This window comes from Candidatus Vicinibacter affinis (assembly GCA_016714365.1).
Taxonomy (GTDB): Bacteria; Bacteroidota; Bacteroidia; order Chitinophagales; family Saprospiraceae; genus Vicinibacter; species Vicinibacter affinis.
On record JADJNH010000005.1, the window covers coordinates 273,132 to 286,668 of the forward strand.

Consider the following 13,537-nt stretch of genomic DNA (forward strand, 5'->3'; position numbering starts at 1 on the left):
TATGTCTTTATTTTGTGCTTTCTCCAAGGATTGGTATAACCCTGTTTTAGCCTATTAGGAGTTTTACTTATCGACTAAAATAAATTATCTGTTATCAATCCGATGTTATCAAACTATTTATCTTTATTCTTCCTGTTAAAAGTTGTTTCTTTTATATTTCTATACACTTTAGGATTTATGAATTTTGCATGACTCATAATAAATTAGCTCCGTTGAGAATTCACTTTGGGTATTAAATTTGGACTAATGAACTTAGTTCAAAGTTGATAATTTTTTTCCATTCTCCTGATTAGATACTTTTTTAAGCTCATTTCTGCTTCTAAAATAAGCCAGCGCATATGTTCCAAACAAAATCACCACAGCTGCAACAAATGCAGATAGGTAAATCCATTCAAGAATTAAAGAAGTAGCCGGATAAACCGGTTTAATAAAAAGTGACGAACCAATAGCTAGAGTTATTGTAATAATTAAAAGAAGCACCACTGATGCCATTGGTTTTTTTAATTTGGTATGATTTTTCGACAATAATAACGAAAATAATTTTTCCTTAAAGTTCAGATCAGCCGGAAACATTCGTATGAGATCTGAATATATTTCCAGGGCGATTTCTGTTTTTCTTTGACTTGTATAAAGAGTAGCCTTCAGTTCCAATATTTCAGAATAAACTCTTTTATGCTTAAATTCAAAAGTCTCTTGATTTAAGACTTCAACAATTATTTCGTCCGCCAGTCTCTGGAAATTTTGTGTTTTGTCAAGGAAAAATAAAGCTTTTAAATAAGTAATTTTAATTTCAACAGATTCTTCAAATCCCAATTGTTCAACTTCCTCTGAGTAATGTGTAAAAAAAGCAATTTGATCATAATATGCCTTAATTGGAATATTTTTAAATCTCTCATATATCCGTGAAAGATGAACCTTATTTTTGGGTATACTGGTCATTTTTTAATTGATATAATATTGGTCTGGATGGTACTGCGTCAAGGTCCAATGGTGCTAAATGCAAAAACAACATATTGTCTCCATCTGGGAAGTCCTCTGGAACGTAAACTAATTCCGTAATAGTGCAAGTTTTTGCCCTTTCCCCTTTCCAAAAAGCTCTATGAGCTAATAATCGTCCTTCGTCTTCTTCTCTATCAACAGAGGGAAAATCTACTAATATATGTTTAAAACCCTTTTGAACAATAAACTCCATAGCCTCTTCTGAAAGGTACGTGGGATTTGTACCTGAATAGTGTTTTTTCTTTTTAGAAATTGGGTTTGGCAGTGTTCTTATAGTCAATGTCTCAGATACCACATCTGCTAACAATTGTTCTAAGGTAAACCTTTCTATGACTAGATCTCCATCATCTCTTTTGGTTGGATAAACGGAGCAAAGATGATTTTTAAAAACATAATTTTTCAATATTTCGTTGACGGAAATAAATTCATCAGTGATGTGTCCCACACATTCTGTATGCGTTCCATTACCATGTACATTAAGCTTTACATTGCTAAAATTTACTGGACCGCCCTCTTTAACAGAACCAATAAAAGCTCCTGCTTTTACTGGTATACTATCAAAAAATGGTGCATAAAAGCAATTTACTTGTTCTATTCCAGTTTTAAATGAAATAGAAATATCAACCGCTTTGTTTAGATCAATTACAATTGTTCCTTCAATAGATATTTCCTTTATCTCTTTTAACATTTCAATTCCTTTGGTCCAATCCCCAATTTAATTTTGTATGTATAGTTTTTAGAAAACTTACAGGTTGCAATTGTATTAATCGCACAGTATATTCACACTTTCTTATAGCCAATTGATGCCTTGAATGTATTATTTCCTTTCTTGAGTCAAGAGTGCATAAAAAATTCTCAGATCGACCTTCTACTTCAAAAGTTAAAACCGAATGATCTGGTATGATAATGGGTCTTACATTGAGATTGTGTGGTGCCACAGGTGTGATTACGAGGCTGGATGAATCAGGAAATATTATGGGTCCTCCACAGGATAACGAATATCCGGTAGAACCGGTTGGAGACGCAACAATTAGTCCATCTGCCCAATATGAGTTAAGAAAATCCCCATTGATATAAGTATGAATGGTAATCATTGAAGAATTGTCCCTCTTTAATATGGTAAAATCATTTAATGCTATTGGAATTTCGCCAAACAGATTTTCTGTACTGTCCAGTTTTAATAAGCTCCTTTCTTCCACTTCATAACTTCCATTAACAAGTTGATAAATAGCATCAGGTATTAATTTTTTTTCAATACTTGCTAAAAAACCAAGCCTCCCCATGTTTATACCCAGTATTGGAACCTTACTATCTCTTACAAGTGTAACGGCTTGTAAAATTGTTCCATCTCCCCCCAAACTCAATAAACACCCTGGTCTTATTCTAATAATATCCTCATACGTCGCCCAGGTTTTATCTTTATATTTGTTTTGCAAATCTTCTGGCAATTCATCCAAGTACTCTTTAAAAATCCAAAATTCTGTTCTATTCTCATTTAGTTGAACCAAGAGACCTAATAGATGAGTTAGATCTTCAATTTTTATCTTCTGTCCGAAAATTAAAAGTTTTGTCAAAAGGCTGATTTTGTATGGATAAAAATACCCTTTTCTTTTAAATGATTAATAGAATAATTAATTTGAAGCTTCAACGTATTATTCAACAATATATCCAAACCTGTTGTAATACTGTATAAATACTCGTTAGAAAGAGGGTTGTACTGACTGTAAAAGGGATCTTTAACATATCCTACATTAAAGTTTACTTTAATATCAACAATAGCATCAAGTTTTATCTTCGGCTCAGAGCGTAAAGGTTTAAATATTCCTTTCCTGAACTGCATCAATTCTAAATAAATCCCTGAAGTTCCATAAAAATAATCTAAACCATCTATTATGTAGTATTCATATCCTTCTAACTGGTTTTGATATCCTAATGATCTGTAAAGGTTAAAGGCAGGTTTCTTGCGTGTAATTCCGTGTCCAGCTGCTACAAAAATGACAGATCGGGTTCTCTTATTTAATCTGACTGCAGCCAACAATGCCTCTGATAAATTAAACAAATTTTGCTCATTCTTTATACCTAATCCCGTTTTTGTTAAGCCTCCAAAGATTCTAATTCCTGATTTTGGTCGACTAACATTGTCTAAAGTTGAATATTGTGCTTCCAGATTAATTTTAAAATATTCTTGTTTTGTATTCCCCGAAAGTAAATAGTCTGGATTTAGAATTCCCAAAGACGAATGAATTACATTTTTATAAAAACCAAAAACAACCCTATAGGTCCATAATCTATTGGGTCTCCATAAGCACTCTGAATAAACTTCTGATCTATAGAGTAATACGTCCCTTTCATTCTTATAAAATATTGCCTCGTTTTGCTTGGTTAGGAAATTAACTTCATGAAATGTTTGATATAGCCCTCCAATCTTTAGTCCTACATTGTTTCTTTTACTAATGTATGGATATTCATAACTCAATTCATGTTTATCCGTATATCCGGTATGATACAATACTTTAAGTTTGTCTTTCCTTCCTGTTAAATTATAATGATACAATTTTAGCCCTAAATTTATTCTCTTAATTGAATGATTAAATGTATTCCACCAAACATTAAAATTTCTGTCCGCCAATTCAAAAATTATGGATGGAAACACTAACCAGTTCTCTCTAAGATAGATATGGAAACTTAAATTACAATGACCTGATAATTCAATTACATATTTTACCTCAACTAAAGAAAATAAATTAGTCCGAATTAAGTCTGTTTCAATTTCCTTAACTTTTTGATTTATCGTGTTTATTGAAATTTTCTCCCCTTGAACAATTCTCGTCTCTAATAAAATTACCCAAGGCTTAGTTTTTTCTAAACCAACAAATAAGACGGTATCTACGACAAGGGTGTCACAATTTGAATTTTGGCTTACTTGCCCGTAAATTATTTTTGGGCCAAATATTAATAAAAATATTGCTAATTGTCTATACATTTAAAAAATGCATAAATTCATCATACCTGTCCTTAAATATATCTGTATACTCACCTTCGGAAAAGACATTTTTTATTTCTATTTCATGTCTGTAAAAGTGATTCAAAATTGCTTGTGGATCGACTTGGTTTAATTTCAAAGTGACTAAAACTGTGTTATCTTCTGAGATTTCAGAAATAAAATTACTTAAAATTATACCATTGTGTTCTTCTACAATTTGTGATAACAAAACCAAAGAATAATCCAGTCTCCTCATTGATATAACAACTATGCTCCCTGGTTCCAAAGTAGAAAAATTTTGTGAATAATACTTTATTAAATCTGGCTTTGTTACACACCCAATATAGGTTCTATTAGAATCTACAATTGGAAGACAACTTAAATCTAACCTGATTATTTTAGCCCACAAATGAATAAAAAGTTCTCCTGGACTCGCGACAGTACTTAGAAAAATATTTTTTTCAGTGATTATAAAATCACTTTTTTCTTCTTTTAATATATCCGCATTAATTAGCCCCAGATACGATCCTTGTGAAATTACAGGTAAGTGGTTTATTTGATTCTCCTGCATATTAATCAAGACATCCTTTATTAAACTGCCTAATTTTGCAGGGATGATTTGGCTTGAAAATAAATTGTTGTTGATCATTTAAAGGGATCATTTATTCTGTTCTGAAAGTAACTACCATAACTACCTTTGTTTTCAACCAGTGTCTTTTCTCTGATTTTATTCAATTCTAAAATCTCTTCCTGCTTGCTTAGGTTTAAACTTTGTAAAATATCTGAACTAAGTCTAAATTGATTTGCTTTAAAAGTTTCAAATTCTGGCATTACTCTGATGTAAGCCAAAGACTCATGAGTCATAATTTTATCAAAATCTTTAAATCCCAAAGAAGTAGCTTCATCAAGATGTTTAAAAGCCTCTATTGCTTTTTCACTAACTGAATATGCGCAGGCTATATTAAAATGAGTAGCCGTATCATTATGATTTAAGTCTAGTGCCAATTTAAACTCTTCAATAGCCCCCTTTATGTCATAATTTTTAAATTTTTTTATTCCACTTTGTTTATGAGATTCGCTTTTCTTTTTATTTTTATACAAATCAAAATATCCTCTTCTACTCTTTTGAGTAGTGTTCTCATCTTCATCTAATAAGATGTATTTGCCCTGACGAGAAGTTTGTTCCTTTGTTTGATCTCTCCTATTACCATACCTATCTCTAAAATTATGGCTGTTGTATCTTCTGTCAAATTCATTCTGATCCATCATTAATAACCTATATGCATCATACCACCCTAATAAAGTTGACAGGGGAAAACTTAAAATTTTAAAAAAACTCATCCAAAAATAGATACCAATATATAACAAACCCAATTCAGGTTGTCTGAGGTAAAATCTATGAACTCCAAAACCTCCTGCCATGATTGCCAACAAAACAGCAACCCATTTATTTTTCATCTTTGTAAAATTTAAAAGTCAAAATTGCAATATCATCAGGTACCTCCTGATCTTCTTTAAAAGTTAATAACTCTTCCATTACACTTCCTGCCGTTTGCTCTGCGTCTAACATTTTGTTTTCCAAGATATGTCTTTTAAGCATTTCTGTATTATAATTTTTGCCAGATTTGTTCTTTATATCGACCAATCCATCTGTAAATGCTATAAGTGTCACATCTTCATCTAACCTAACTATCCCTTCATTAATTTCAGGAAGATTTTCAAAATGCCCAATAATTGTGGTGGTAGCTTTTAATTCCGTTGACTCGTTTCCCTTTATTAGCAAAGGAGGAATGTGGCCTGCATTGACATAATAAAGCATATTTTGCTTGATATCGGCAATGGCTATAAAAAAGGTGAGATATTTTTCTCCCTTGGTCATCCTGGATACAGTTTGATTTAATGCAATAACAAGAGTTTCAAGATCTCTGTACTGTTGACCAAGGTTTTGAACCAATGCTTGAAAATTAGCCATAATCATGGCAGCAGCCATGCCCTTTCCAGAAACATCTGCAATACAAAAAAGAATTTTATTTTCAGAAAATTTTATAAAATCAATATAATCTCCTCCTACCTTATAATGGGGTCTGTAAACGTTCGCCAACTGATAATGAGTTCCGCATGGCATTTTAGCAGGAATAAGCATTTGTGTGACCTCCTTTGCAAACTCCATTTCTTTCTCTTGTACAATTTGTCCCCTTACAAGCATCTTATTTTCTATTGCAACAGCTATGATATTGGTGATTGAAGTTATAAACTGAATATTATTAAAAACATCTTCGCTTCTTTTTACTCCACTTATTAGCGAATAGGCTATTGGTTGCTTTTTATGATAAACCGGAATTATAAATTCAAATTCTTGAAGCCGAGGATCATCTTGCGGTTTTATTGTATGCAATCTGGTAAATTGCATAAACAAAACAGGAAGTTCTTCTATTTTTACATTGTGATCAATATTATACTCTACACACAAATTCCATGAATTATTATCCCTTATGAACAGAGCAATTTTTTCTATACTTAGCTCCCAGGTTAGGAAATTTTTATACATATTAAAAAGATCCTCCTGCGGTAAGTTTTCATTGATCGCTTGTGTTATATTTAGCAACGAAGTTATTTGAAGCTGTTTTAGGCTCAACTCATTTTCCATTTTTGTTAATATGCCTTGTTCCCTGTTCATTCCTTTATTTCAGTGCTATTTTTATATCAAGTTTGTCCCTTAAATGATTGGTTACTAGTTGAAAAGAAAGTATTAACAAAACTACAACAATAGCCGGAATTAATCCCTGCATTGTCCTTCCGCTAAAAATTAACGTATATTGCTCTTGCATAATGTTTCCCAATGTTGGAACAGGCGGTTGCAGTCCCAAACCAAGAAAAGATAATCCAGACTCTAATAATATAGCCAATGCAAAGTTTGCAGAAATCTGAATCCATATTGGACCGGTAATATTGGGAAAAATATGATGAATAAGAATTCTAATATCTGAGAAACCAAGCGCTTTTGCTGCTTGAACGAAAGTTGCTTGCTTAAAAGCCATTACTTGTCCTCTGACCAGTCTGGCTAAATCTCCCCACATTGTAAGACCAATTGAAATAAAAATCGACCAAAAATTCTTTCCAAATACCAATAAAATTATAAATGCCAATAAAACAGTTGGTAAAGACCAAAACAAACTAATAAAAAAAGAAATGAGATGGTCAAAAACACCACCAAAATATCCCGACAATGCACCTAGTAAAGTGCCTATTAAAACAGACAAAAAAACAGAAGCAAAACTTATCAAAAGTGTAAATCTGAGTCCAATAATAATTCTACTATAAATGTCTCGTCCATATCGATCGGTACCAAAAAGATATGTCCTGCAAAAGCCAATCTTATCGCCAAACTTTGAAAGTGTCAACTTTTCAAAAGAATCTTCTCCATAAACCCATTTTTCTAAAATAGTCTGATTTGGCAAATTGCTCGGGGGTAAAAAGCAAGCCACAAAACCAGGATTATTCAAAGCTATTTCTGGAACCTGCGTGTTGCAATTTTTTGTCTGGTCAATACAAATTAAATATCCAAGTAAACCAAAAATTATTGCTACCGATAGGTAGATTGTTGCAAAGTAATATAGCGCATCGGAAACCTTTAAAGAATATTTAAAATTCATAATTTTTCATTGTCAAGGTGTCTTTTACTGTCTCTTTCTGTCTTTTTTAATATATTTTCATTGAATGCTTTTTCAAGATCTATATCCATTTGATTTGCAAGGCATATACACACGAATATAATATCAGCTAATTCATCTTGAATTCTTGCTTTCGGATCTTCTACACCTTCAGAGTTTTTGAAAGACTGCTCCCCATAAACCCTTGCCATGTACCTCGATAGCTCTCCAACTTCTTCCATTAAAATAGCAAGATTTGTTAATTCATTAAAGTATCTCTTACCATATTTTTTTATCCAATTGTCGACCTCCTTTTGATATTTTTTCACTATTCCCTATTTTTAGAATCCATAACTATTGTTACTGGACCATCATTAGTTAATTTTATCTGCATATCTGCTCCAAAAATACCTGTTCTTATCTTTCCCGGGATCCTATTTTCTGCCTGTTCACAAAAATAATCATATAATTTTTTTCCAATTTCTGGCTTTGCTGAATCACTAAAACCTGGTCTGTTCCCTTTTTTAGTGCTTGCAAATAAGGTAAATTGACTAACTAATAGTATTTCACCATTAATTTCAGAAACATTAAAATTCATTTTATCATTCTCGTCTGAAAAAATTCGGATTTGAACTAATTTTGAAATAATCCAATCTGCATCTGCCTCATCATCATTAATTCCGATTCCTACCAATACGCAAAGACCTGGACCAATGCTGGTGTGTATTGCTTTATCAATAATTATTATGGCTTCTGTAACTCTTTGTATTATTATTCTCACTTTCTTTATTCTGATTGAAGCTAAAAGTAGTCTTTTTGTTTAAGAATGATAATTTGGATGAAAAATACTTTAAACATGATATTATTTTATTATGTCTATTTTATTCTTTATGAGAGACGAGAAAAAATATTTTTCAACATGGCTCCACAAATCGTTAACATGATTTATACATAGTTAAATCAATTTTTTTAATATATAAAATATTTAAATATTTAAAACCTTGTAATAAAATTATTATTTAGAAATGTCCATTTTATCCACATTATATTTACTTTGTTATTTAACATGAATTTATTTAAAGGTCATGTTTAAAAGAATATAATTAGTTGATTAATAATATTTTAAATAAAATATAGTTGTGGATAAATTTGTTAATAAAGCTTATTTCAGCTTTTTCCACATTTTAACAAGTATCATAATATTTCTTTTTTTTAAGTTTATTTTAAATATTAATGAATAATATGATTTTAAAAAAAACTAATAAAAAGTGAATGTTTTAATTCAATTTTGAACCATGATTATAAAAGTACAAAGTAAGGCTGTAAGAATCTGGTTATTCTTTGGACTTATTATGGTTGCTGTCCAGATCTTTTTAGGTGGTATAACTAGACTGACGGGTTCGGGGTTAAGTATCACAAAATGGGAAATTGTTACAGGGTCTATTATTCCGCTGACAGAAGATGCATGGAATGAAAGTTTTAATCTTTATAAGGAAACTCCCCAGTATAAGAAGATTAATAATGGAATAAGTATTTCTGAATTTAAATATATTTATTGGTGGGAATATTTGCACAGATTATGGGCCCGCATAATGGGATTTGTATTCATCTTTCCTTTTTTCTTATTTATTAGAAAAGGTATTTTGCATAGGTGGCTGGTTAAGGATTTATTATTTATAGTTTTTTTGGCAGTCATTGTAGCATCGCTTGGATGGATAATGGTCGCAAGTGGATTAATTAATAGACCCTGGGTAAATGCCTACAAATTATCTTTCCATTTATGTGCAGCCAGTATTCTTGTTGGATATTTATTATGGACTAATTTAAAAGCAGTCTATGGATTCAGCTATGATCAATACAAGAGAAATTATTCGATTTATTATGGATTAATTCCCATTCTTTTCTTTCTACAAATATTTTTAGGTGGTTTGATGAGCGGCATGAAGGCAGCTTTAGTAGCACCAACATGGCCGGATATTAACGGTGTAATTATTCCTGGTGAGGTTAGAGCTATCTCTGATTTTACCTCATTTATATTTAGGGATTATGAATCCAATCCAGGCAGTTCTATAATTGTTCAATTTTTTCACAGGTCTTTTGCATATTCAATATTGTTCTTTGTAGGTTGCGTTATTTGTATACAAAAGTTGAAAAAGGGTACAGTTGATATAAATATTTTATGGCTATTTTTATTTACTCTATTACAAGGTGTTATAGGAATACTTACATTAGTTTATTCTCAGGGTAGTGTGCCTTTATGGTTTGGAGTATTGCATCAGATGTTAGGAATTTTTTGTTTTTGTTTTAGTATTTTTAGTTGGTATACTGTTCGTTTCCGGGAGTAATAGATTTGTTTATATAATGATCTTTATTAAAAGTGGTAACTGTTTATAGTATTTTTTATTTTTGACGTTAATAAATTTATATCATGACATTGGAAATTATCCATGAGGGAAGATTTAAGTACATTGAATCAAAAAGTGAAGGAGAAGTAATATTACTCCTACATGGATTGTTCGGGGCCTTAAGTAATTTTAAAGGAATCATAGATTATTTTGGAAGTAAATATAGGGTGATAGTCCCGATTTTGCCAATATATGAATTACCCATTCTTCAGGTTTCACTTACTGGCTTGGTTAATTATGTATATGATTTCGTACGTCACAAGGATTTGGATAAAATACATCTCTTAGGTAATTCTTTAGGTGGTCATGTTGGCTTATTATATGCTTTAGAGGACTTGGATAGAGTTTCTTCAATAACATTGACAGGAAGTTCCGGGTTGTATGAAAGTGGAATGGGTAATACTTTTCCAAAAAGAGGTGATTACGATTTTATTAAAACAAAAACAGAAGCTACGTTTTACGATCCCAATGTTGCAACCAAGGAGTTGGTAGATGAAGTTTATGGAATTGTGAATGACAGAGGTAAAGCGATAAGAGTAATTGCAACTGCCAAGTCTGCCATCAGGCATAATCTTGGTGATAAGCTTCATTTAATAGAGAGACCAGCTCTGTTAATATGGGGAGCAAATGATATAGTTACTCCGCCTTTTGTGGGTGAAAAGTTTAAAGAGTTATTACCAAGTTCAAAACTATTTATTTTGGAAAAATGTGGGCATGCTCCAATGATGGAAAAGCCTGAAGAGTTTAACTTGATTTTCGAGAAATTTTTGAAAGAAATTTCATAATTTATTAATTGTAGGCAGCGGTTGTATCTTGTAGTGGGTCTATGTTGTTAAGGCCTGGTTTATTTATGGATGTAGAACTAATCATACAGGGCTGTCTTTTGGGAGATAGAAAGTTTCAAAAGGCATTGTTTGATCGTTTTTCTGGAAAGATGATGGCGGTTTGTATGAGATATTCCAAACATAAAATGGAAGCGGAGGATTTACTCCAAGATGGCTTTATTAAGGTATTCCAAAATTTAAATCAATATAAGTCCGAAGGTCCATTTGAACAATGGATTAGAAGAATTATGATAAACAATGCAATTAAGAAATATCATAAGAAAAGTAACCAAAATGAATTTTTAAGTTCAGATGATATGCCGGAAATGTTTGAGGCAGAAGAAGGAATGACCAACTTGTTCTATAATGAGCTTATTGAAATGGTGGAGGAATTACCTGATGGTTACCGTATGGTTTTTAATTTATACGCAATAGAAGGGTATAGTCATAAAGAAATTTCTGAGATGCTTTTAATTGAAGAAAGTACATCTCGATCTCAACTTGTTAAGGCAAGAAAAGTGTTGCAAGAAAAATTAATGAATAGTCAAAAAGTTACAATATGAGTTTTAGAAAATCTGATCACTTTACAGATAGGTTGTTTAGACAAAAGTTGAAGGATGTTGATTTAGGACAACAGGATCATCTTTGGAAAGGGATTGAAGCCGCTCTGGACGAAAGTAAAAAGTCCAGAAGGGTGCTTAGTTTTCCTTGGATGATAAAAAGTGTGCTGGTTTTAAGTTTAATTAGCTTTAGTTTATTGGCGTCTTATAGGTTTTTTGTCAACAGTGCTGGATTCCAGAAAACAGAAACAATAAATAAAACAAAGATATCTGCCCAAACATTTGCAGATCAGAGTTTTAGTAATCAGCAGCAAGGTGGTTCAGCTGAGAGTCTTATAACCAAAATTTCTAAGGAGAAAGCTGAGCTGTTGGAGAAAGATCACCTACAATCCACTGTTATTAAACAAAAGAATATTTTAAAAGGATCGGTTAATTCTAAGTCTGGCAGTGAAGTTGGTTTTTCACCCTCGCAAATTTTTTCAGAGAATGTTTCTAAAGACGAAGAAGGCGATGTTGGATTTGGTTCTTCAGATTATATGAAAAGTGAAAGTAGGTCTGTTAATGATATGGTTAAGGAGAATGGAAGTGTTTCTCAATCCATTGAGTTACTCACAAAAAAAGATCAAACATATATTGACTATCTAGATAATAATTTGTGGCCAAAGCAAAAGAAATTTATAGACGATGGTTGTTTTACAAGGGATAAAAGTTTGGAAAGAAGGCGAATTTATGTAGATATTTATTATTCGCCGGAAATGTCTAGAAGAACAATAGAAGCAAAAAATGTACAATTTGTAGCTTATGCCAACAAGAGAAAAATGGATGAAACATTTATAAAGGCTTTTTCTGTTGGTTCAAGAGTTTCAATGGTTTCATCAAAAGGTTTGTCGTTAAGAACAGGCATAAACTATTCTGAAATAAAGGAAAGATTTAATTTTGTAAAAGGGACTCAGCTTATTACGTTGATAAAAAAGGATGCTCAAGGAAATCCAATAGATACCGTTCAAGAAGAAGTAGCCATTGTTGATAACATTTACAACAGGTATAAATTTATTGATATACCACTATCCGTTGGTTATGAGATAGACCTGGTAGATTTTGTTTTCACTGTAAGTGGAGGGATTGGAATTAATTTGATGACTAAGAGAGCTGGATATATATATGGACCAGATCTAAGTTCAAAGCTTAACTTGAGCTCCGCTGTAGAGGGGAATCAACAGATATTCAAAGATAATGCGGGTATTAGCTTATTGGCCTCTTTTGGTTTGAACTATAAAATCGGAAGAGGTTTTATGCTTCTAGCTGAACCATCCATGAGGTATTATCTCGGTTCATTAACAGACAGTCAATATCCAATTAGTCAAAAGTATATTCAATTTGGGTTAATAGCAGGATTGAGATATCAATTGGTATATTAAAAAAGCAATAAATTTAATTAATCAGGGCCCGTTGTGTTTTACGCGGGCTTTGTATTTTTGTTCCACGTGGAACATTATGAATGCTCAATTCTAAAATCAAGGATTGTTCCACGTGGAACATTTATTTTAGTTGTATAAGTTATCACAATGTCAATAGTGTTTGAATCACAAATTGAAAAGTATGGAAACAAAGGTGAAAAAACAGGTTGGACTTACATTCTGATTGATATTCACAAGGCAAAACAGCTAAACCCAACAAGAAAAACTTCATTTCGAGTCAAAGGACTATTGGATAGCTTACCCATTCAGGGAATAAGCATTTTACCTATTGGAGACGGTCATTTTATTCTACCTCTTAATTTGACTTTAAGAAAATTATTAAAAAAAAGGGTAGGTGATAAAATAAAGGTTAATATTTCTATCGATGTTACCCCATACATCATCGATCCTGATTTTGTAGATTGTTTAAGCACAGAATCCGAAGCATATACCTTTTTCAAAAGTCTTCCGGAATCACACCAAAAATATTTTTCTAAATGGATCCAGTCATCAAAAACGAGCGAGACAAAAGCCAAAAGAATTGCAGAAGCCGTATGGGCGTTGTCAAAAAAAAGGGGTTATGCAGACATGATTCGAAGCAGAAAAAGCAATAATTTATAAGAAGCAAAACAGCCTAAAGTAACGCACAATATTCTATC

At 31.9% G+C, this 13,537-nt stretch carries 15 protein-coding genes; 5 read left to right on the forward strand and 10 right to left on the reverse strand.

Annotation, left to right across the window (positions count from 1 at the left end; genetic code table 11):
* Positions 1–252: 252 nt before the first annotated feature.
* The 10 genes from IPJ53_01440 to IPJ53_01485 all read right to left on the reverse strand — a co-directional run bounded on the left by IPJ53_01440 (position 253) and on the right by IPJ53_01485 (position 8,413).
* Positions 253–939: a hypothetical protein gene (locus tag IPJ53_01440; protein ID MBK7797752.1), complete on the reverse strand. Its 687-nt coding sequence runs from the start codon at positions 937–939 to the stop codon at positions 253–255.
* Complete coding sequence (locus IPJ53_01445) at positions 917–1,687, reverse strand: cyclase family protein (GenBank protein ID MBK7797753.1); 771 nt, start codon at positions 1,685–1,687, stop codon at positions 917–919. Before IPJ53_01445 ends, IPJ53_01440 begins: the two co-directional genes overlap by 23 nt.
* Before the next feature lies 1 nt (position 1,688).
* Positions 1,689–2,558 (reverse strand): NAD kinase, encoded by an 870-nt coding sequence (locus IPJ53_01450; protein ID MBK7797754.1) that lies wholly within the window; start codon positions 2,556–2,558, stop codon positions 1,689–1,691.
* 11 nt (positions 2,559–2,569) lie between these two features.
* Complete coding sequence (locus IPJ53_01455; protein ID MBK7797755.1) at positions 2,570–3,982, reverse strand: hypothetical protein; 1,413 nt, start codon at positions 3,980–3,982, stop codon at positions 2,570–2,572.
* On the reverse strand, positions 3,975–4,631 hold the full coding sequence (locus IPJ53_01460) for a CBS domain-containing protein (protein ID MBK7797756.1): 657 nt from the start codon (positions 4,629–4,631) through the stop codon (positions 3,975–3,977). Before IPJ53_01460 ends, IPJ53_01455 begins: the two co-directional genes overlap by 8 nt.
* Positions 4,628–5,440: an NINE protein gene (locus IPJ53_01465; GenBank protein ID MBK7797757.1), complete on the reverse strand. Its 813-nt coding sequence runs from the start codon at positions 5,438–5,440 to the stop codon at positions 4,628–4,630. Before IPJ53_01465 ends, IPJ53_01460 begins: the two co-directional genes overlap by 4 nt.
* Entirely contained in the window at positions 5,430–6,659 is a 1,230-nt protein-coding gene (locus IPJ53_01470) for a SpoIIE family protein phosphatase (protein ID MBK7797758.1), read from the reverse strand. Before IPJ53_01470 ends, IPJ53_01465 begins: the two co-directional genes overlap by 11 nt.
* A gap of 4 nt (positions 6,660–6,663) precedes the next feature.
* Positions 6,664–7,635: an ABC transporter permease gene (locus IPJ53_01475; protein ID MBK7797759.1), complete on the reverse strand. Its 972-nt coding sequence runs from the start codon at positions 7,633–7,635 to the stop codon at positions 6,664–6,666.
* Positions 7,632–7,874 (reverse strand): pyrophosphatase, encoded by a 243-nt coding sequence (locus IPJ53_01480; protein ID MBK7797760.1) that lies wholly within the window; start codon positions 7,872–7,874, stop codon positions 7,632–7,634. The genes IPJ53_01475 and IPJ53_01480 overlap by 4 nt, the downstream gene beginning before the upstream one ends.
* Positions 7,875–7,960: 86 nt before the next feature.
* Positions 7,961–8,413, reverse strand: coding sequence for a D-tyrosyl-tRNA(Tyr) deacylase (locus IPJ53_01485; protein ID MBK7797761.1), 453 nt, complete (start codon positions 8,411–8,413; stop codon positions 7,961–7,963).
* A 514-nt stretch (positions 8,414–8,927) separates the two neighbouring features.
* On the opposite strand from IPJ53_01485, the gene IPJ53_01490 reads away from it, so the two are divergent.
* The 5 genes from IPJ53_01490 to IPJ53_01510 all read left to right on the forward strand — a co-directional run bounded on the left by IPJ53_01490 (position 8,928) and on the right by IPJ53_01510 (position 13,499).
* Positions 8,928–9,977 (forward strand): COX15/CtaA family protein, encoded by a 1,050-nt coding sequence (locus IPJ53_01490; protein ID MBK7797762.1) that lies wholly within the window; start codon positions 8,928–8,930, stop codon positions 9,975–9,977.
* Positions 9,978–10,060: 83 nt separating this feature from the next.
* On the forward strand, positions 10,061–10,822 hold the full coding sequence (locus IPJ53_01495) for an alpha/beta hydrolase (protein MBK7797763.1): 762 nt from the start codon (positions 10,061–10,063) through the stop codon (positions 10,820–10,822).
* Between the two features lie 65 nt (positions 10,823–10,887).
* The gene (locus IPJ53_01500; protein ID MBK7797764.1) at positions 10,888–11,424 is read left to right on the forward strand and encodes a sigma-70 family RNA polymerase sigma factor; all 537 of its coding nucleotides are present in this window, start codon (positions 10,888–10,890) and stop codon (positions 11,422–11,424) included.
* Complete coding sequence (locus IPJ53_01505; protein MBK7797765.1) at positions 11,421–12,839, forward strand: hypothetical protein; 1,419 nt, start codon at positions 11,421–11,423, stop codon at positions 12,837–12,839. Before IPJ53_01500 ends, IPJ53_01505 begins: the two co-directional genes overlap by 4 nt.
* Before the next feature lie 147 nt (positions 12,840–12,986).
* The gene (locus tag IPJ53_01510; GenBank protein ID MBK7797766.1) at positions 12,987–13,499 is read left to right on the forward strand and encodes a DUF1905 domain-containing protein; all 513 of its coding nucleotides are present in this window, start codon (positions 12,987–12,989) and stop codon (positions 13,497–13,499) included.
* Positions 13,500–13,537 lie beyond the last annotated feature (38 nt).

Excerpts from the sequence above, each read along its gene's own strand:
- IPJ53_01440 (MBK7797752.1), bottom strand. The coding sequence starts at position 939 with ATGACCAGTATACCCAAAAATAAGGTTCATCTTTCACGGATATATGAG.
- IPJ53_01445 (MBK7797753.1), bottom strand. The coding sequence starts at position 1,687 with ATGTTAAAAGAGATAAAGGAAATATCTATTGAAGGAACAATTGTAATT.
- IPJ53_01455 (MBK7797755.1), bottom strand. The coding sequence starts at position 3,982 with ATGTATAGACAATTAGCAATATTTTTATTAATATTTGGCCCAAAAATA.
- IPJ53_01460 (MBK7797756.1), bottom strand. The coding sequence starts at position 4,631 with ATGATCAACAACAATTTATTTTCAAGCCAAATCATCCCTGCAAAATTA.
- IPJ53_01465 (MBK7797757.1), bottom strand. The coding sequence starts at position 5,440 with ATGAAAAATAAATGGGTTGCTGTTTTGTTGGCAATCATGGCAGGAGGT.
- IPJ53_01470 (MBK7797758.1), bottom strand. The coding sequence starts at position 6,659 with ATGAACAGGGAACAAGGCATATTAACAAAAATGGAAAATGAGTTGAGC.
- IPJ53_01475 (MBK7797759.1), bottom strand. The coding sequence starts at position 7,635 with ATGAATTTTAAATATTCTTTAAAGGTTTCCGATGCGCTATATTACTTT.
- IPJ53_01480 (MBK7797760.1), bottom strand. The coding sequence starts at position 7,874 with ATGGAAGAAGTTGGAGAGCTATCGAGGTACATGGCAAGGGTTTATGGG.
- IPJ53_01490 (MBK7797762.1), top strand. The coding sequence starts at position 8,928 with ATGATTATAAAAGTACAAAGTAAGGCTGTAAGAATCTGGTTATTCTTT.
- IPJ53_01495 (MBK7797763.1), top strand. The coding sequence starts at position 10,061 with ATGACATTGGAAATTATCCATGAGGGAAGATTTAAGTACATTGAATCA.
- IPJ53_01500 (MBK7797764.1), top strand. The coding sequence starts at position 10,888 with ATGGATGTAGAACTAATCATACAGGGCTGTCTTTTGGGAGATAGAAAG.
- IPJ53_01505 (MBK7797765.1), top strand. The coding sequence starts at position 11,421 with ATGAGTTTTAGAAAATCTGATCACTTTACAGATAGGTTGTTTAGACAA.
- IPJ53_01510 (MBK7797766.1), top strand. The coding sequence starts at position 12,987 with ATGTCAATAGTGTTTGAATCACAAATTGAAAAGTATGGAAACAAAGGT.